This is a genomic window from Curtobacterium aurantiacum, from assembly GCF_018598555.1.
GTDB classification, from domain to species: Bacteria; Actinomycetota; Actinomycetes; order Actinomycetales; family Microbacteriaceae; genus Curtobacterium; species Curtobacterium aurantiacum.
This window is the reverse complement of record NZ_JAHEWN010000018.1, coordinates 38767-57343: the sequence shown is the minus strand read 5'-3', so window position 1 is coordinate 57343 and position 18577 is coordinate 38767. Positions and strand designations below refer to the sequence as shown.

Annotated in this window: 19 protein-coding genes; 11 read left to right on the top strand and 8 right to left on the bottom strand. The window is 72.0% G+C overall.

From position 1 onward, the window contains the following. Positions 1–30: 30 nt before the first annotated feature. Positions 31–1074 carry an LCP family protein gene (locus tag KK087_RS14600; RefSeq protein ID WP_214544185.1) on the bottom strand — a complete coding sequence of 348 codons (1044 nt, stop codon included), beginning with the start codon at positions 1072–1074 and terminating at the stop codon, positions 31–33. Between the two features lie 75 nt (positions 1075–1149). Then, complete coding sequence (locus tag KK087_RS14595) at positions 1150–1557, bottom strand: MarR family winged helix-turn-helix transcriptional regulator (protein ID WP_214530238.1); 408 nt, start codon at positions 1555–1557, stop codon at positions 1150–1152. Positions 1558–1634: 77 nt separating this feature from the next. Between KK087_RS14595 and KK087_RS14590 the strand changes: the two genes are divergently transcribed. The 4 genes from KK087_RS14590 (at position 1635) to KK087_RS14575 (ending at position 6881) form a co-directional block, all read left to right on the top strand. After that, positions 1635–3752, top strand: coding sequence for an MMPL family transporter (locus tag KK087_RS14590; RefSeq protein WP_214566275.1), 2118 nt, complete (start codon positions 1635–1637; stop codon positions 3750–3752). Positions 3753–3764: 12 nt separating this feature from the next. Further along, complete coding sequence (locus tag KK087_RS14585; protein WP_214544188.1) at positions 3765–4415, top strand: GntR family transcriptional regulator; 651 nt, start codon at positions 3765–3767, stop codon at positions 4413–4415. A gap of 142 nt (positions 4416–4557) precedes the next feature. After that, positions 4558–6060, top strand: coding sequence for an LCP family protein (locus tag KK087_RS14580; protein WP_214544189.1), 1503 nt, complete (start codon positions 4558–4560; stop codon positions 6058–6060). A gap of 38 nt (positions 6061–6098) precedes the next feature. Next, entirely contained in the window at positions 6099–6881 is a 783-nt protein-coding gene (locus tag KK087_RS14575; protein WP_214544190.1) for an endonuclease/exonuclease/phosphatase family protein, read from the top strand. 32 nt (positions 6882–6913) lie between these two features. On the opposite strand, the gene KK087_RS14570 is transcribed toward KK087_RS14575, so the two are convergent. Beyond that, on the bottom strand, positions 6914–7672 hold the full coding sequence (locus KK087_RS14570; protein WP_214530243.1) for a hypothetical protein: 759 nt from the start codon (positions 7670–7672) through the stop codon (positions 6914–6916). A gap of 199 nt (positions 7673–7871) precedes the next feature. Between KK087_RS14570 and KK087_RS14565 the strand changes: the two genes are divergently transcribed. Then, positions 7872–8798 carry an SDR family oxidoreductase gene (locus KK087_RS14565; RefSeq protein ID WP_214530244.1) on the top strand — a complete coding sequence of 309 codons (927 nt, stop codon included), beginning with the start codon at positions 7872–7874 and terminating at the stop codon, positions 8796–8798. 99 nt (positions 8799–8897) lie between these two features. Here the strand turns inward: KK087_RS14565 and KK087_RS14560 are convergent, their stop codons facing one another. Continuing rightward, complete coding sequence (locus tag KK087_RS14560) at positions 8898–9215, bottom strand: hypothetical protein (RefSeq protein ID WP_214530245.1); 318 nt, start codon at positions 9213–9215, stop codon at positions 8898–8900. Positions 9216–9386: 171 nt separating this feature from the next. On the opposite strand from KK087_RS14560, the gene KK087_RS14555 reads away from it, so the two are divergent. Next, positions 9387–10070 (top strand): TetR/AcrR family transcriptional regulator, encoded by a 684-nt coding sequence (locus tag KK087_RS14555; RefSeq protein ID WP_214530246.1) that lies wholly within the window; start codon positions 9387–9389, stop codon positions 10068–10070. A 90-nt stretch (positions 10071–10160) separates the two neighbouring features. Further along, the gene (locus KK087_RS14550; protein ID WP_027467172.1) at positions 10161–10355 is read left to right on the top strand and encodes a DUF2795 domain-containing protein; all 195 of its coding nucleotides are present in this window, start codon (positions 10161–10163) and stop codon (positions 10353–10355) included. A 75-nt stretch (positions 10356–10430) separates the two neighbouring features. Here KK087_RS14550 and KK087_RS14545 read toward each other — a convergent pair whose 3' ends face one another. The 3 genes from KK087_RS14545 to KK087_RS14535 all read right to left on the bottom strand — a co-directional run bounded on the left by KK087_RS14545 (position 10431) and on the right by KK087_RS14535 (position 12824). Beyond that, entirely contained in the window at positions 10431–11957 is a 1527-nt protein-coding gene (locus tag KK087_RS14545) for a threonine/serine exporter family protein (protein WP_214530247.1), read from the bottom strand. A gap of 58 nt (positions 11958–12015) precedes the next feature. Then, positions 12016–12270, bottom strand: coding sequence for a hypothetical protein (locus KK087_RS14540; protein WP_214566273.1), 255 nt, complete (start codon positions 12268–12270; stop codon positions 12016–12018). A gap of 113 nt (positions 12271–12383) precedes the next feature. After that, the gene (locus KK087_RS14535) at positions 12384–12824 is read right to left on the bottom strand and encodes an OsmC family peroxiredoxin (protein ID WP_214530249.1); all 441 of its coding nucleotides are present in this window, start codon (positions 12822–12824) and stop codon (positions 12384–12386) included. A 123-nt stretch (positions 12825–12947) separates the two neighbouring features. Between KK087_RS14535 and KK087_RS14530 the strand changes: the two genes are divergently transcribed. Beyond that, the gene (locus KK087_RS14530) at positions 12948–13541 is read left to right on the top strand and encodes a DUF805 domain-containing protein (protein WP_214566266.1); all 594 of its coding nucleotides are present in this window, start codon (positions 12948–12950) and stop codon (positions 13539–13541) included. Positions 13542–13664: 123 nt separating this feature from the next. Here the strand turns inward: KK087_RS14530 and KK087_RS14525 are convergent, their stop codons facing one another. Continuing rightward, entirely contained in the window at positions 13665–15545 is a 1881-nt protein-coding gene (locus KK087_RS14525; protein ID WP_439647698.1) for a gamma-glutamyltransferase family protein, read from the bottom strand. A 158-nt stretch (positions 15546–15703) separates the two neighbouring features. Here KK087_RS14525 and KK087_RS17700 point away from each other — a divergent pair, with 158 nt between their 5' ends. The 3 genes from KK087_RS17700 (at position 15704) to KK087_RS14510 (ending at position 18509) form a co-directional block, all read left to right on the top strand. Further along, positions 15704–16900 carry a peptidoglycan DD-metalloendopeptidase family protein gene (locus KK087_RS17700; RefSeq protein ID WP_214566263.1) on the top strand — a complete coding sequence of 399 codons (1197 nt, stop codon included), beginning with the start codon at positions 15704–15706 and terminating at the stop codon, positions 16898–16900. A gap of 143 nt (positions 16901–17043) precedes the next feature. Next, positions 17044–17847, top strand: a complete 804-nt coding sequence (locus KK087_RS14515; protein ID WP_214566261.1) for a sulfite exporter TauE/SafE family protein — start codon at positions 17044–17046, stop codon at positions 17845–17847. After that, positions 17844–18509 carry a DNA alkylation repair protein gene (locus KK087_RS14510; RefSeq protein WP_214566259.1) on the top strand — a complete coding sequence of 222 codons (666 nt, stop codon included), beginning with the start codon at positions 17844–17846 and terminating at the stop codon, positions 18507–18509. Before KK087_RS14515 ends, KK087_RS14510 begins: the two co-directional genes overlap by 4 nt. The last annotated feature ends 68 nt before the right edge of the window (positions 18510–18577 follow it).

The window sequence follows — 18577 nt, the reverse complement described above, 5'->3', positions numbered from 1 at the left end:
GAGTCGTGGGGCGCCGTCGCGCGTGCGGCGCTACTGCGGGTTGTCGGCGAGCCAGCCAGCCACGTCGTCGGAGCGGAGCGCCTGGGACAGTGACCCGACGGCGAGCTCGTTCAGGGTGACGACCGACTGCCCGTCCGGTGACGTCCCGGAGCCCGCGGTCGGCACGGTGAAGGTCACGAGGTCGTCCGCCCGGACGGCCCGGAGCGACCACCCGAGTTCCACCATCCGTGCGAACGAGAACCCCGCGTCGACCGACAGGTGCTCGCTCGTCGCGGCGACGAAGTCCTGGATGCGCCCGGGGTTCGTGACCGTGCCGCGGGAGAGCAGCCCGTCCACGACGCCACGCATGAACGCCTGCTGGTTGCGGACCCGGGTGTGGTCGGCGTCGGCGAAGGCGTAGCGCTCCCGGACGAAGGCGAGTGCTGCGGCCCCGTCGAGCCGGTTCGCCCCGGCCGTGACGTCGTGGCCGCGCGCCGAGAACGCCCGGGGGGAGTCGACCGTGACGCCGCCGAGGGCATCGGTCATGCCCTCGAACCCGGCGAAGTCGATCTCCGCCACGTGGTCGATCCGGATGTCCAGGAGCTGTTCGACGGTCTCCGTGGTGAGGGCGACCCCACCCCAGGAGTAGGCGGCGTTGATCTTCGCGCGTCCGTGTCCGGGGACCTCGACCCAGGAGTCGCGCATGATCGACATCAGGTACACGTGCTGTCGATCGGCGGGGACGTGCGCCAGCATCAAGGTGTCGGAGCGTCCGCCGAGCTCGGGCCGCGCGCCCTCGGGGCCGCCCTGCGCGCGAGTGTCGGACCCGATGAGCAGGATGTTCTCACCGCTGGTCGTGCTCGGCCGCGCACCGCTCGGGAACGGGTCGGTGATGGTGTCGCGACCGGCGTCGAAGCTCCGCGCGAGACCGCTGACGAACACGCTCGCCACGACGGCGATGACCAGGGCGACACCGACGAGCGAGCCGAGCGTCGCGACCAGGGCGACCAGGAACGGTCGCCGTCGCCGCGTGCTGCGTCCGGTGGCGCGAAGAGTGTGTGCTGCGGCCGCCCGGGCGGCTCGGCGTTCGGACATGCGGGGCTCCTGTGGTCAGGTCGGCGCGCACCGACCACAGGATCTTATCGCATGTGGTATTTCAGGAACAGTGTTTCACTCGGGCTTCGGTCCGGCGAGCAGTTCGCCCAGTGCCGTCCGGAGCGCCGGGTCTTCAGGCAGGACCTCGCGCTCGATGTGTCGCGCGGTCTCCCAGGCGGTCCGGCCTGCGGGCGTGACGTTCACCACGCGGCGCCGGCGGTCGGCCGGGTGCGGGGAGCGCTCGACGAGTCCGTCCCGCTCCATCCGCTCCAGCGTGCGGGACATCGTCTGGGGCTGGACCCGGGCCGTGCGCGCGATGGTGTCGGCCCCGGTCGGCCCGGTCCGGATGAGGATGTCGATCGCGACGACCGCGGCGTGCGAGAGGCCGATGGCGCGGAGTCGCTCGTCCCAGTCCCGCTCGACGGACCGCGCGGCCGCGGACAGCAGGCGCCCGAGTGGCCACTGCTCGGTCGTGTCCTCCATGTCGTGATTCTATGGTCGGCAGATGCGCCCGACCGTCAAGTAATCAGCATGCTGACGATCGGTGTACGCTCGCCGACGTGTCCCGCTTCCTCCGCATCGTCCTCCCCGCGCTCGTCATCGTGGTCTGGCTCGGCATCGCCTCGGTCGGCGGTCCCTTCTTCGGCAAGATCTCCGAGGTCTCCACCAACGACCAGACCTCGTTCCTGCCCGCGTCGGCCGACGCCACGACGGTGCAGGAGCGGTCCTCCGAGTTCCGCGACGAGTCGGGGGCACCCGCGATCATCGTCCTCGAGCGCGACGGTGGCCTGTCGCCGGACGACCTCGCCGCCGCGAAGACGCTGGCCACCACGCTGTCCGACCGCGAGGACGTCGAGGCCGTCAGCCCGGTGATCCCGAGTGAGGACGGCGACGCGGTCGAGATCGTCGCCACGCTCACGCAGGACGCCGAGACCGGGGAGGCGGTCGAGGCCATCCGGGCCGACGTCGACGACGCGCTCCCGTCCGGTGTCAGCGGCTACGTCACCGGCCCAGCGGGGTTCACCGCCGACCTGACCGAGGCCTTCGCGGGCATCGACGGGCTGCTGCTCGGGGTGGCGCTCGCCGCGGTCTTCGTGATCCTGATCATCGTCTACCGCTCACCCCTGCTGCCGATCCTCGTGCTCGGCACCGCCACCTTCGCCCTGTGCGCCTCGATCCTGGTGGTCTGGTGGCTCGCGAAGGCCGACGTCGTGACCGTGAACGGCCAGGTGCAGGGCATCCTGTCGATCCTGGTGATCGGGGCGGCGACGGACTACGCGCTCCTCTACACGGCACGTTTCCGCGAGGCCCTGCGCGACCACCGCACCGGCTGGGACGCGACGAAGGCGGCCCTCCGAGGGAGCCTCGAGCCGATCCTGGCCTCGGGCGGCACCGTGATCGTCGGGGTGCTCTGCCTGCTGCTCTCGGACCTCAACTCGAACAAGGCGCTCGGCCCGGTCGCGGCGATCGGCATCGCGTTCAGCCTGCTCGCCGCCCTGACGCTCCTGCCCGCGCTGCTGCTGGCCTTCCGCCGTGCGGCGTTCTGGCCGCTGCGCCCGGTCCACGGCAGTGCGCACCCCGTGCTCACCGGTCCGGACGCCCGCGGCGTCTGGGCCCGGGTCGGCCGGCTCGTCGCCCGTCGCTCCCGCGTGGTGTGGATCGTCTGCACGGTCGGTCTGCTCGCGATGGGCGCCGGCCTGTTCGGACTCAAGGCGGACGGGGTGCCGCAGAGCGACCTGGTCATCGGGGCGTCGCAGGCCCGTGACGGTCAGGACGTGCTCGCCGACCACTTCCCGGGCGGTTCCGGCAGCCCGGCGCAGGTCATCGGCGCTGAGCGGGACCTCGACCAGCTCGTCGACGCGATCACCGCGGTGGACGGGGTCGACGGCGTCGTCGCCGCGGCGAAGGACGCCCCGGCCGGCACCGTGCCGGTGACCGGTGACGCCACCCCGGGCGGCGGCACGCCCACCGTCTCGCGGGGGGACGTCCTGCTCGAGGCCACCCTGTCCGACCCGGCCGACTCGGACGCCGCCGAGCAGACCGTCCGTGCCCTCCGCACCGCCGTCGAACGGGTCGACCCCGACGCGGTCGTGGGTGGCGTCACCGCGACGGCCGTCGACACGAACGACACCGGGATCCGTGACCGCACGCTCATCATCCCCGTGGTGCTCGTCGTGATCCTGCTGATCCTGATGCTCCTGCTCCGCAGCATCGTCGCGCCGCTCGTTCTGATCGGCAGCGTGATCGTGTCCTTCGCGGCGGCCCTCGGTGTCGGCGCGCTCGTCTTCGACCACGTGTTCCACTTCCCGGGTGCCGACCCGAGCGTGCCGCTGTACTCGTTCGTGTTCCTGGTGGCCCTCGGCGTCGACTACAACATCTTCCTCATGACGCGGGTGCGCGAGGAGGCGCTGCGGCACGGTCCACGAGAGGGCGTCCTGCGCGGACTCGGCGTGACCGGCGGGGTGATCACGTCGGCGGGCATCGTGCTCGCCGCGACGTTCGCCGCCCTCGGGGTCATCCCGATCCTGTTCCTCGTGCAGATCGCGTTCGTCGTCGCGTTCGGTGTCCTGCTCGACACGATCGTCGTGCGGTCGCTGCTCGTGCCGGCGCTGGCGTACGACCTCGGGCACCGCGCCTGGTGGCCGTCGCGCCTCTCGCGCACGAGCCCTGACATGTGACACGCTAGGCCCATGCCAGTTCCCTCGACGCAGCCCGCTGCCGAGCGCAAGCTCCTCCGCGACACGGTGCAGGACAAGATCCGCGACGCCATCATGGACGGCACGCTCGAGCCCGGAGAACGGCTCAACGACGACGACCTCATCGCCTGGCTCGGGGTCTCCCGCACCCCGATCCGCGAAGCCCTCGCCGAACTCGCCCGGGCCGGTCTGATCGAGATGGCGCCGAACCGCTACACCCGCGTCGCGGCGCCGACGAAGGACGAGCTCCTCGACGCGTACCGCACCCTCGGCGTGATCTACGGCGGCGTCGTGCGGCTCGCGGTGCCCCGGTTCACGGACGCGCAGCGCAAGAAGATCGTGAAGATGCTCGACGACGTGCACGCACGGGTGAGCGCCGACCAGCAGGACCAGGTCGCGCGCGACGGAGCCGGCATCTACTCGATGTGGGCCGACGCGTGCGGCAACCCGTCGCTCGTGCAGCTCTGCGACTCCACCACGGACGGGCTCTCCTTCAAGCTCCGCGTGCCGGAGCTCGCCGAGCTCCTGCCGGCCGACGTGATCCTGCCCGAGTTGACGAAGCTGAAGGACGCCGTCGTCGCGAAGGACCCCATCGCGGCGGAACTCGCCATGGAAGCCATCCACCTGCTCCCGTCGCGCGACTAGCGCGACCAGCGCGACCAGGAGACGGACGGGAGGCCCGTGGCGGCGCCGCCACGGGCCTCCCGTCCCGGGGTGACGGCGAGTACGGGGTGACCTTCCAGGCGCATCCCATGTCGGCTGCGCGTGCGCCGGTTATGGTTTCCCGGTGAGCAACGAACCCGAGCAGACGACCGAGCCCGCACACCGCGGTGCCGCGACGCCGCGCCACGGGCGCCAGAAGCGACGCGCGGGCGTCGTGTTCCCGGCGGTGGCGGGGGTGCTCACCATGGCCCTCCTGCTGAGCGGCGGGTACGCGGCCTTCGCCTACAACCGCCTCCAGAGCGGGGTGACGCGCATCGACGCGATCGCCGGCACGAAGAGCGACAAGGACGACGTCGACGGCAAGGCGCAGAACATCCTGCTCGTCGGTGACGACCACCGCCCGGACAACGCCACCCCGGAGCAGCTCGCCGAGCTCAGCACCGAGGACGACGGCGGTGCGACGAACACCGACACGATGATCGTGCTGCACATCAACGCCGACGGCAGCCAGGCGACGATGATCTCGTTCCCCCGCGACTCGTACGTCGACATCCCGAACGTCGGCAAGGGCAAGCTCAACAGCGCGTTCTACTACGGCACGCTCAACGGTGGTGGGGACACCGGTGGTGCGAAGTTGCTCATCAAGACCATCGAGAACCTGAGCGGCCTGTCGATCGACCACTACGTCCGGGTCTCGCTGCTCGGCTTCTACCAGGTGGTCAAGGAGCTCGGGCCGGTGCAGGTCTGCCTGAAGCAGGCCACCAACGACCCCTTCTCCGGGCTGAACCTGCCCGCGGGCAAGTCCTCGCTCAACGCGAAGGAGGCGTTGTCCTTCGTGCGGCAGCGTCACGGTCTGCCGAACGGTGACCTCGACCGCAACGTGCGGCAGCAGTACTTCCTGTCGCAGGAGGCCCGGAAGGTCTTGTCGGCTGGCACGCTCCTCAACCCGGTGAAGATGAACAACATCCTCGGCGCGGTCGGCGACTCGATCCAGACCGACACCGACCTGGTGTCCCTGGCGTCGCAGATGCGCAACCTGCGGCCGGGCAACATCCAGTCCGCCACCATCCCCACGCTCGGCACCCCCACCATCTACGTGAACGGCTCCGCCCTGTCGATCGTCGAGGTCGACACCGTCGGGCTGCCCGCGTTCGTGCAGGGCCTGGTGGGCCAGCCCGAGGCGTACACGAAGGCCGGCCGCGCGCAGCCCGCGAGCACGTCGGTCACGGTGCTGAACGGCAGCGGGGTCGAGGGCGCCGCCACGGCCGCCGGGCAGGTCCTGACCGCCCGCGGGTTCCAGGTCGCCCCGGCCGGTTCGTCCGCCACCACGAAGACCACGCAGGTGCAGTACCCCGCCGGACAGGAGTCGCAGGCGAAGGCCGTCGCGTCCGCGGTGCCCGGCGCCGTCGCCGTCCGCACCGGTGCGGTCACCGGGGTCACCCTCGTGCTCGGCACCGACGGCACGACCGCGAAGCCGATCGCGACCGAACCGAGCACCGGTGCCTCGACGCCGGCGACCGGCGGGTCCGACTCGGGTTCCAAGCCGACGAAGAAGCCCGCGAAGGAGCCGTCGCCGAAGTCGACCGACGTGCACAACTACGGCAACGACAGCACCTGCATCTACTGATGGGAACCCGCCGGGCAACCGGTCGGTAGGTTCGTGGGGTGACCAGCGCCGCACGCCCGATCGTCCTGATGACCTACAACATCAAGAACCCGGACCCCGCGCACGACTGGCCGGCCCGCCTGCCGGTCGTGCTCGACGTGATCCGCCGGCACGACCCCGACCTGCTGTGCGTGCAAGAGGCCTTCGCGCACCAGATGGACGACCTGCGCGCCGGGCTGCCGGACCACGCCGACGTCGGGCAGGGGCGTGAGGGCGGCGACGCCGGGGAGCACGCGGCCGTGTTCTACCGCCGCGAGCGGTTCCGTCCGTCTGACGAGGGATCGTTCTGGCTGTCGGACACCCCGGACGAGCCCGTCTCGAACACCTGGGGCAGCCTGTACCCGCGGATCGCGAACCACGCCAGGTTCCTCGACGCCGACGGGCCGACGTTCACCCTGCTCACCACCCACCTCGACCACGAGCCCGGTCCGCACGGTGATCAGGTCCGGGGCCGGAGCGCCGCCCTCATCACCGAACGACTGGCGGGGACCACCGGGCCGGTCGTGTTCGCGGGTGACTGCAACGAACCTGCGGGGACCGGTGCGGCGTCGGGGGTCTTCGCCGAGGCCGGGTTCGACGACGCCTGGCTGACGGCGGGGGACCCGTCCGACCGCACCGCCACCTTCAACGGCTGGCAGCCGCCCGTCGACTCCGGGGAGCGGATCGACTGGGTGCTCACGCGTGACGTCGGCGGCGTGGACCGTGTCGTGATCGACCACGACGGACCGGAGACCTGGTTCGCCAGCGACCACTTCCCGGTGGTTGCGACGCTGCGCATCTGAGAGCGGTCAGCAGCTCCGCGCTCTGCTCGCTGTCAGCAGCTCCGCTGCGCGTGGACGGGCATCGGCGAACCGAGCACCGTGACGGTCGTCTCGTTCGTCAGGGCGGAGACCCCGTTGGTGCCGGAGTCCGCTTCGTCTGTGCTCGACTCGTCGGTGTCCTGCTCAGCGCGCTCGTCGTCCGGCTCGGCGGCCCAGCCCTCGCGCAGGAGCAGCTGCCACGCACGCGAGTCGTCCGAGCCGTAGGACACCCGCTCCGAACGGGGAGCGTCGGCGATCTCGTCCGCGATGTCGTCGCCCACCTGGACGCCGTGCGGCCCGGTCAGGTCGATGCGCCCGCCGAGCATGCTGCGGACCGAGTCGCGCAGCACCCGGATCTCGACGGCGTTGCCGGCCGCGGCGTCGGTCGTCAGAGCTGCGACCCGGATGGCGCCGCCCCACGTGTAGGTGGTGCCGGCGGGGAAGCACGCGCCGCCGTCGCCCTCGGCCGTCTGCGTGCGCGAGGGCGTGCCGAGCAGCCGGTTCAGCAGGCTCACGGTCAGGCCGGAGTCGCGCATCGAGGACTTCACCACGGTGTCGTCCCCGTCGCGCAGGACCAGCGCCTCGGCGTCGAGCTCGATCGAGTCGACGCTCCGGAGATCCGCCTTCGTCACGCGCACCGGGGCGGCGTCGTGCGAGGTCTCGGCCGCGACGGCGGTCTCGACGCCGATGCCGGTGACGCCGTCGAACGCGAGCGCACCGGCCGAGAAGGCCAGCGCGGCGGCGCCGAGCGCCAGCAGGGTCCGAGGAGTCACCGTTCGACGGTACGGCCTCGACGAGGACAGAACGACAGGTGTTACCGAATCGGAGCCTGCCCGTCACCGGACCGTGACAAACGAGGATCACGCACCCGGGGCTCGTGAACCGGTGCGGACGGCGGGCGCAGGCCGATGGGCGCACCGGGGGACAGCCTCCTGGACGGTCCGCAGCGACCCCCTGCGTACCGTCGGCGGCATGACGGACCAGCAGAACGACCAGACCGGGCCTGACCAGTACGTGATGCAGGACCCCACGAAGATGTACGCCGACAAGAAGCCCGACGAGCAGTACCTCGAGGGTGCCGGCACCGACGCGGAGATGGCACAGAACGTCCCCGCCGACCACGGCGAGGACACCTACCGCGGCTCCGGGCGTCTGGCCGGCCGCAAGGCGCTCGTCACCGGCGGCGACTCCGGCATCGGTGCTGCCGTCGCCATCGCCTACGCGCGCGAGGGCGCCGACGTCGCGATCTCGTACCTGCCCGAGGAGCAGGAGGACGCCGACCGCATCGTCGGCCTCATCGAGGCGGCCGGCCGCAAGGCCGTGACCCTGCCCGGCGACATCACGTCGCTCGAGGTCTGCGAGCAGATCGTCGCCGACGCCGTCGAGCAGCTCGGTGGCCTCGACATCCTGGTGAACAACGCCGGCAAGCAGCAGAACGTCGACGACATCACCAAGATCTCGGACGAGGAGTTCGACGAGACCTTCAAGACGAACGCCTACGCGACGTTCCGCATCACCAAGGCCGCGGTCCCGCACCTGCAGCCCGGTTCGACGATCATCAACACGACGTCGATCCAGGCCTACGCGCCGTCGCCGCACCTGGTGCACTACGCGGCCACGAAGGCGACCGTGAACAACATGGCGAAGGGTCTGGCCGCGCAGCTCGCGCCGAAGGGGATCCGCGTCAACGCGGTCGCCCCCGGTCCGATCTGGACGCCCCTGCAGCCGGCGGGCGGCCAGCCGCCGGAGGCGCTGCCGAGCGCCGGTGAGCAGACCTACCTGGGCCGCTGGGGGCAGCCGGCCGAGCTCGCGCCGGCCTACGTGTTCCTGGCGAGCGGCGAGTCGTCGTACGTCGTGGGCGAGACGCTGCACGTCGACGGCGGGATGCCGACGCCGTAGGGCGCCTGCTCCTGACGGGGCCCTGACGGGAGGCACGGTGCCGGTGGGTACCGCGCCTCCCGTCGTCCGTGTGGGCCGGCCTACGGCGCCTGGTCCGCGTCAGCAGCTGACCGAGCGCGCCATCCGTTCCAGGAGCTCGCGCGCGGACAGGGCGGCGGCCAGCTCGACCTCGACGGGGTTGATGCCGATCGCGTGCTCGAACGCACGACGGCGGGCCTGGTCGGCGATCGGCACCTCGGGGCGCTGGGGCAGCACGGCGATGGCCTGCGCCGCAGCCTCGAACGCGCCGGCGGGCCGTCCGAGCTGGTCCCACATGGCCCGGACGTCGTGCGCCACCTGGTCGGGATCGCCGCCGAACTCGAACCCGGCCGAGGCCATGGTCGCGAGTCCCTGCGCGGTGGGGTCGTTCGGGGTCATGTCCGGCATGGTCGCACGGACGGCCGCGAACCCGCTCGACGTGATGGTCTGTCCTCCCTTGTGCTGACACCCGTACCGGGGATTCTGGTGTCCCCCGTTCTGCGTTTGGATGGACCCGACCCCGGACCCGGGGTGGCACGGACAGGACGTCCGGGGACGACGGAGGGCACGATGCTCGAACACACCAGCGCCGACACCCGGGCCGCTGCGGCCGCTGCGGCCACCCTCCACCTGCGGATCATGATCGTGGGCGCCACCGTCGATCTGCTCCGGGACGTCCCCTTCCACGAGGCCCGCGCGGTGCAGGTCGCCGAGCGCACGGGCATCAGCGTCGCCGAGCTCGAGCAGCACTTCCCGTCGTGGGACGGTCTCGTCCTCGCCGCACTGGACCGCTGGAACGGCGCCCGGATGGACGAGGTCACGCGCGAGGTCGGTGACGGCTCGACCGTGGACCTGCTCCGTGCGATCGTCGCCTCGAACGCCGAGGACCCGGCCCTGATGCGCCTGCTCGTCGCCCTGCTGTCCGTCGCGGGCAACCCCGCCCACCCGATGGCGACCTACCTGCGGTCCCGCTACCAGCTCTTCGCCGCCCAGATCAAGCGCGGTCTCGAGCGCGACATCGCCATCGGTCGTGCGCCGCACACGATGGACCCCCGCCGCGGCGCCGAGCAGCTCATCGCCCTGTACGAGGGGCTCCAGCTGCAGGCCCTGCTGCGCTCCGAGCTCGACCTCGTGCCGGCGTTCGACCGTGCGGTCGCCCGGCTCGAGCGGGGCTGGATGGAGCGGTACGAGCCGCAGGCCGCCCGGCGTCTGGCGATGTGGAACGACGACGCCTCGGGCAGCTGGGAGCTCTGACCGGGGTTCGTCCGCGGAGCGCGTTCCTCCGTCGTCGTGCAGGCTCCCGCGGGTACTCCAGGGAGTCGCAACCTGACGGAAGGAACCGACATGGCAGCACCGAACCCCATCCAGGTCCAGAAGTACCTGAGCGGCATCGACTACCCGGCGTCGAAGGACGACGTGGTCTCCACCGCGGAGCAGGAGGGGGCGCCGGACGACGTCCTCGAGGCGCTCCGCGCGATCCCGGACGGCGAGTACGACGCTCCGACCGCGGTGTCGAGCGCGGTCTCCGACGCGGGCTGAGGTCGGTCGGCGCGTTCGATCGCGTCCAGTGAGCAGAAGACGTCGGGTGGCACGATCGCACCCGACGTCTTCTGCTCACGAAACGCCGCCGCCTCCGCCGGAGCGCGAACCGCGCGGCACCGATCCGTCGCCGGGGTCGTACCCGGTGTCGCGGATGACCCGGAGCGCGGTCGTGTCGTTGTGGACCGAGTGCACGACGACGCGGCGGGTGCGCCGGAGAGCTCGACGGGCACCGGGTGTCGCGAACAGGCCGCCGAGCACGAGTCCCGCGCCGATCCCCAGCGCCACCGACACCGCCGCCACGAAGTCGAGCGCCGCGCTCGACGACCCGGACATGAAGTTCAGCAGGGCGTTCGACACCGCGACACCGGGGAGCAGCGCTCCGCAGAACGCCGGCACCGCGATGGCCGCGACCGCCGTCCGCATCCGCACGGCCGCGTAGGTCGAGAGCACGCCGAGCAGGACCGCCGCGAGGAACGTCGCGCCGAGGAGCGGGAGCCCCGCCTGCCGCAGCGCCCACAGCGCGGCACCGGCGGCGACCGAGAACACCACGGCGACGGGTATGACACGGGCGCTGGCCTGCTGGACGAAGCAGTTCGCAGCGGCTGACACGACGGTCAGCGACAGCGATGCCCAGAGCGGCAGGGTCTGCGTCACGATGCCGGAGGGGTCGACCTCGATCTTCAGCCAGTGCGTCATCGCGATCCCGGCCGGGACCCCGACCACGATCGCCGCGATGACCAGCCCGATGTAGAACGCCCGCGCCACGGCCATCGCCCGGAACCCGGAGATGGCGTCCTGCGCCCAGGTCACGAGCGACGGGTGCGGCAGCAGCAGCACGACGAGCGCGGCGACCATCGTCGCGGCACCGTTCGCGTTGAGCACCCCGGCCCAGATCGCCAGCGTGCCGATCGCCGACGCCACCGCGCCCTGCGCCCCGGACACGAAGAACTGCGGGTACCCCCGGTCGGTCAGCCAGCGCCCGGAGACGATGATCCCGAGCATCAGCACGAACGCCCCGAGTCCGGCCCGCCAGCCGCCACCGGCCTGCACCGCGATCGAGATGCCGAGGATCGACAGGCCGACGTCGGACAACCACATCGGCCACCGCGGCGGGAGTCGCAGCACGGCGACGAGGGCGTTCACCGCCGAGGTCATGTCGCGGTCGTCGTGGATCAGGTCGTCGACGATCTGGTTCGCCCGTGCCAGCTTGTCGAGGTCGGAGCCGTCCGACCGCACGGTGCGGACCTTGACGAGCGGTGGGACGTCGGCCGGCGCGTACTGGATCGTCACCGAGCTGCCGGAGAAGTCGAGGTCGAGCGGCGCGAGGTTCCACTTCGTCGAGACCGCGACGACGGCCGTCTCGACGCTGCGCGTGTCCGCACCGGAGGCGAGCATCACCTCGGCCAGGTCGAGGCAGAAGTCGACGATCTGCGTCGCCGTGTACTGGTCGCGCCCCTTGGCGTCGGGCTCGACGTGCTCGTAGATCGTGCCGCGCAGGCGGGCCCGCGCGTCGCGCAGGTCGTGCTGCGCCAGGCTGCGGCGGCGAGGCCGGGGCGGGCGGCCCGGCTTGTGCGGGCCCGGGGGGTGCTGCTCGGCCATCCCGCCATGGTGCCAGTCCGCCGGGCTCGAGTCCGGACGTCCGCTGGACGCCTTCGGATCAGCCCCGGCGGCGCGTGCTCAGTCGACCGAGGGCGAAGGCCGCGACGACCGCGCCCACCAGCACGAGGACCGGTCCGACGGTCAGCTGCCACGGTCGGTCACCGGCGACGAACGCGTAGTCGGACAGCGGGGCGTACGCGAACCACCCGAAGGACGACGGCGGAGCCGTCAGCACGAACACGATCCCGACGACGACGGCCAGCAGGCCGAGCCAGAGGGCGACGAGGGTCGGGGTGGCGAGGAAACGGGGCACGGCACCCAGCGTAGGTGGACGACGGACGGGAGGCCCGGTGCCAGCTGGCACCGGGCCTCCCGTCCGTCACGTGGTGACGGTTGTCGCGTCTCGCGCGTACTGCGCTGCGTTCGCTACTGCTCGAAGGTCGCGTGCAGCGTGATCTCGACGCCGGTCAGCGCCTTGCTGACGGGGCAGGTCGCCTTGGCGTCCTCGGCGGCCTTGAGGAAGGCGGCCTCGTCGATGCCGGAGACCTCGCCGCTGACGGTCAGGACGATCCCGGTGAGGCGGAAGCCGCCGGCCGGGTCCGGGCCGAGCGAGACGTCGGCCTTGACGTCGAGGGCCTCGACCGTGCCGCCGGCCTCGCCGAGGACGGCGGAGAACTGCATGGCGTAGCAGGCCGAGTGCGCGGCGGCGATGAGCTCCTCGGGGCTCGTGGTGCCACCGGCCTCCTCGGCGGTGCGCTTCGGGAACGAGACGTCGTACGTGCCGACCTTCGAGCTCGAGAGTTCGACCTGGCCGGAACCGTCCTCGAGGCCGCCGTTCCAGGCGGTGCGTGCGGTGCGAGTGGGCATGCCCGCTCCTTTCGTGTGGGGGAGCGGCCCCGAACGGGACCACCGCTCCTGAGTCAATCGGAGAACGATCGTTCTCGCAACGGGCTCACGGTGAAGACGCAGGTCCGCCCTACGATCGGGCGCATGGGGGACAGCACCGCGACGACCTTCCGCGAGTCCGTGCTCGAGCAGGGCCCGGCCGACGTGGCGAACCCGGTGGTCGCCTGGCTCCGGTTCTGGACGCAGGGGTGGCGGCTCCACGGGCGGGCGAGTCGCTCCGAGTTCTGGTGGGTGATCGCGCTCGAGCTCGCGCTGGCCGGGGTCGCGCTCTGGGTCGTCGGCGTGCACGGGACCGGAGGACGCTGGGAGCTGTACGTCGACCCGTTCGGAGTCGTCCCCTCGCCGCAGGTCTCGTTCGACCTGATCGACCGCGGGCGGGACGGGTCGTTCGGTTGGGGGACCGGTGACCGCGAGGTCTGGCCGGACGCGTGGGACCTGGTGCTGCTCGTCCCGACGATCCTGACCATCGTGCCCCGGTGGTCGCTGCTCGTGCGGCGACTGCACGACCGGGACCACACCGGGCTGTGGATCCTGCTCCTCGTGTTCACCGGACCGATCGGAGCGCTCGTGCTGGGCGTCATGGTGGCGCGGTCGTCGCGTCCTGCCGGCGCCCGGTTCGACCGCGGCCTGTTCGCCGGACGGCGTGTGCTGCCTGAGCCCGCTCTGCAACAGGTGTAGCTCACCGGGGCGTTCGCGCGGGCGTACCTGGTCGAATCGGGCGTACCTGGTCGGGAGTTCTGACCAGGTACGCCCGATTCGACTTTCCAGTGCGGGTGTTCTGGGAAGGAACGCGCCGCGGGGTCAGCGTCCCGCGGCGTAGCCCTGCGCGCCGCGGGGGTTCGCGGCGGCACCGAGGACCCCGGTCTCCGGGTCGCGGGTGACGCACGACAGCCGGCCCAGGCTCCAGTCGCCGCCGCGGGTCACCACGTGTCCGCGTGCCTCGAGCCCCGCGATGACGTCGTCACCGAGGCGGTCCTCGACGACGAGGCCTGCTGGCTCCCAGGTGCGCGGCCAGAACGAGCCCGGGAACGACGTCGTGTGGAGCGCGGGCGCGTCGATGGCCTGCTGCGGGGAGTACCCGCCGACGATCCAGCGCAGCAGGAACAGCAGCTGCCACTGGTCCTGCTGGTCACCGCCGGGGGAACCGAGCGCGGCGACGGGCTGCCCGTCACGGAGCACCAGGGTCGGGGTCAGCGTGGTGCGGGGGCGCTCGCCGGGTCGCAGGGTCGACGCGGTGTCCGGTTCGAGCCAGGTCATCTGCAGGCGGGTGCCGAGGCAGAACCCGAGCTCGGGGATCGTCGGCGACGACTGCAGCCATCCGCCGGACGGGGTCGCACTGACCATGTTGCCCCAGCGGTCCACGACGTCGATGTGGCACGTGTCGCCGCGGGTCTCGCCGTCGGGGGCCACGAACGGCTCGCCGCGGTCCTCGAGGGGAACTGCAGGCGGGACCTGGGTGTCGGCTTCGGCGTCACGAGCGACCTGCAGGGTGGGTTCACCGAGGCCGGCCGTCACGCCGGACCCGTGCGACGTGCGGACCGGCGGCAGCGCGTGCTCCGCCCCGGCGATCGTGCCCGGTCGGAACTCCGCGGACGCCCGCTCGCCGATGAGGGCGCGGCGCTCGTCGGCGTAGGCGTCCGACAGGAGCACGTCGATCGGGACCTCGCCGTCGCCGTAGAACGCCTCGCGGTCGGCGAGCGCGAGCTTGTGTGCCTCGACGATGGTGTGTGCACCGAGCTCGGTCGACGGGTCGAGCAGGGCGTCGTCGAGCGGTTCGAGCAGCCGGAGGGTCTGCAGGAGCGCCGGCCCCTGGCCCCACGGCCCGGTCTTCGCGATCGTGCAGCCGCGGAACTCCGCGGTCGTCGCGGGTTCGTACGACGCCCGGAACGCCGCGAGGTCCGACGCACGGATGACGCCGGCGTGGTCGGTGCCCGACGCGTGCCGGTGCGGTTCGCGGACGAAGCGGTCGATCGCCTCGGCGACGGACCCCTCCGCCCACTCCGACCGGGCGGCGTCGATGCGGCCGGTCCGGCTGCCGGCGCCGTCACCGGCGTCGACCAGCCGCTCGAGCACTGCGGCGAGTGCCTCGTTGCGCACCAGGTCCCCGGGGGCCGGCACCGCGCCTCCAGGCAGCCACTGCGTGGCGGAGGTGGGCCAGTGCTGCTGGAACAGGTCCCGCACGGCGGTGATCGTCCGGACCACCGCAGGTGCGACCGGATGGCCGTCACGGGCGTACCCGACGGCGGGCGCGAGGACGTCCGCGAGTTCCCACGTGCCGTGGTCACGGAGCAGGAGCAACCACGCGTCGACCGCTCCCGGAACGGCCGCGGCCAGTGCGCCGGAGCCGGGGACGAGGTCGAGGCCCTCGGCGCGGTAGTGCTCGGGTGTCGCAGCGGCGGGGGCGGGACCCTGACCGACCAGTACCGTCGGCGCCGGGTTCGTGGCCGTCGCGAAGACCGCCGTCAGGTCGCCGCCGGGGCCGTTCAGGTGCGGCTCCACGACGTGCAGGACGAAGGCCCCGGCGACGGCGGCGTCGAAGGCGTTGCCGCCGCGTTCGAGCACCGACTGGGCGGTCGCCGTGGCGATCCAGTGGGTGGCGGCCGCCATGCCGAACGTGCCCTGCAGGTCCGGTCGCGTGGTGTGCGGGGTGGGCGGGACGAAGGCGGGATTCGGCGTCGGCATGGTCCCATCCTGTCCCGAGGGCATCGATCCCGCGCGGCCTACCCCCAGTCCAAGGGGTTGTGCACCCCGTGCAGAAAAGCGAACATCGTTCGGCGACTCGTGCAGGGCGAGCGCCGACGGCCGCGCGCTCGTGTGGTCGATTCCAGGGCAGGGGATCCATGACCACCACTCCGTCGACCGTCGCACGTGCGCGCCGACTCCCACGCATCGCCGGCGCCGTCATGGCACTGGCACTCGCGGCGGGGACGCTCGTGGCGACAGCCGAACCGGCTGCGGCCTCCGCCGTGTGGGTCGGCTCGGCGCCGGCCGGCACGAAGATCCTGCCCGGCGACCAGATCACGTCGCCGAACGGCCAGTTCAAGCTCATCATGCAGGGCGACGGCAACCTGGTCGAGTACGGCATCGGCAACCGCGTGCTGTGGGCGTCGAACACCGCCGGCAACTCCGGTGCGATCGCCGTGATCGGCAAGAACCGCGCCCTCGACATCACCAAGAACGGCAAGCGCGTGGCCCGCTGGGCCTCGGCCGGCACCGCGAACTCGACGGCGATGAAGGTGCGTGCGGACGGCACGATGGCCCTGCTCGCCGGCAAGACCGTCGTCGTGAGCTGGAGCGGGTACCAGGACCGCGTCCCGTCGGGGAACACCATCCTGGGTGGGACCGTCCTGCGGTCCGACACCTCGAACACGCGCATCCTCAACATGCGCACCGACGGCAACCTGGTGCAGAAGGTCAGCGGTCGCGTCGTCTGGCAGTCGCGGACCGGCGGGCACCCCGGCGCCTGGGCCGAGCTGCAGTCGAAGGGCAACTTCGTCATCTGGACCCGTGACGCGGCGCGCAAGAAGGTCGCGCTCTGGAGCTCCCGCACCAGCACCGCCGGCTCGGGCAACCTGCTCGTGCAGGTCGACGGCAACGTCGTGCTCTACGGCGCGAAGGACACCCGGGTCTGGTCGAGCCGACCGGTCACCGGCCTGGCCTGGCCCGTCAACGGCACGAAGATCACCGGGCGGTACGGCGATGACCGCGGCGCCGGACACGTCCCGCGCTACCACCAGGGCGCCGATGCCCCGGTGCCGGTCGGCACTCCCGTGTACGGCTCGGGGACCGGGACGGTCACCAAGACCGTCGCGAACGACGGTGCGTACGGCAACTACATCGTCGTGACATACGGCATGACCGCGGTGCTGGTCGCGCACCTCAGCAAGATCGAGGTGAAGCAGGGGCAGATCGTGAAGCTCGGCACCGAGATCGCGAAGTCCGGCAACACCGGGCAGTCGACGGGGCCGCACATCCACGTGGAGACCCGGCGCAACGGCACGCTCGTGGACCCGCTGAAGAACATGCACTTCCGCTGAGGCGGGGTGGGGGCGAGCGCGGTGTTCGCTTCGTGAGCAGAAATGGTCGGGTCGCCCACGGGCACCCGACCATTTCTGCTCACCGAGCGCGGGCGAGCTCGCACGGTGCGAGGACGCGGCACGGCGCGGATAGCCTGGGCGGGATGAGGAAGCGCGGCGGAACGGTGCTCGTGTTGGTGGCGATCGGGATCCTCGCGGGGGTCCTGTCCGGGCTGTTCGGCGTCGGCGGCGGGGTCATCGTGGTGCCGGCGCTGATGGCCTTCCTGCAGATGGACCAGCGTCGGGCGTCCGCCACGTCGCTCGTGGCGATCGCCCCCGCGGCCGTCGTGGGTGCCCTCACGTACGCGGTGCAGGGCGATGTGCACTGGCTCGCGGCCCTGACCCTGGCGGTCGGCAGCGTCGTCGGCGCCCCGCTCGGTGCCCGGCTGCTCCGTGCCCTGCCGCTCCGGGTGCTGCCGTGGATCTTCGTCGGGTTCATCGCCGTCGTGCTCGTCTCGCTGTTCACCACGGTGCCGACCCGCGGCGGCGAGGTGCACTTCGGGGTCGTCGAGGCGATCGTCCTGCTGCTGCTCGGGCTGCTGTCGGGCGTGCTGTCCGGGCTCGTCGGGGTCGGCGGCGGGGTGGTCATCGTGCCGGGGCTCGAGGTCGTCCTCGGCGCCGGTGACCTGCTGGCGAAGGGCACGTCGCTGCTCACGATGGTGCCGACGTCGGTGTCGGGGACGGTCGCGAACCTGCGACGCCGCGCGGTCGACCTGCGGATCGGGCTGACGGTCGGCATCACCGCCGCGGTGTGCTCGCCGGGCGGGGCCGTGCTCGCGCGCCTGGTCGACCCGCAGGTCGGTACCTGGTTGTTCGCGGCGTTCCTGGTGGTCGTCGCGGTCATCGTGCTCAGCCGCGGTCGGCGGACCGCACCCCGGAGCGACGCGACCGTGGGGGAGGTCGCATGACGCGCCTCCAGGCCGGTAACGGCAACGGCAACGGGAACCGCAACGCGCACGACGCGGAAGCCGTCCTGGCGGCCTTCGCCCGCACCCCCGGCGACGTCCCGGCGGCCCGCAGGGTCGCCCGGCAGTTCCAGGGCCTCGACGAGGGGGAGCGCTCGGCACTGCTCTGGAGCGAGGACGACGGCGCGAAGCTCGTCGCCGTGCTGCTGCTCGTGCAGGCGATGCGGGAGCACCCCGATCCGGAGCTCACCGACGAGTACCTGTCGGCGGCGAAGGCCGAGCGGTTCGAGGACCCGCTGCTCGTCGACCTGGCGGCCGAGGAACTCGTCGGCGCCCCGCTCGTGGGCGGTTCGACGGGGCCGCTGTTCGCGCTGGCGAAGTCCGACGTGGCGATGGTCCGGCGGATCGCGGTCGTGGCGACCCTGGCGTTCGTGAAGCAGGGCGACGCCGAGGTGCCGCTCGGGATCGCCGGTCGCCTGGTGCGGGAACGCAGTGAGACCGTGCAGTCGGCGCTCGGGTGGGTCCTGCGCGAGACGGGGAAGCGGGCGTCCGAGGCGGCGCTCGTGGCGTTCCTCGAGAGGAGCGGCCGGTTCCTCAGCCCGGCGGCACGACGGACGGCGACCGAGCACCTGCCGCCGGGGGAGCGCGACCGCCTGCGGGGATGACGCAGCGGCGCTGTGCTGTGAACCGACTGGGCAGTCTGCGCTACCGACCATCTGGTCGGTTAGGGTCA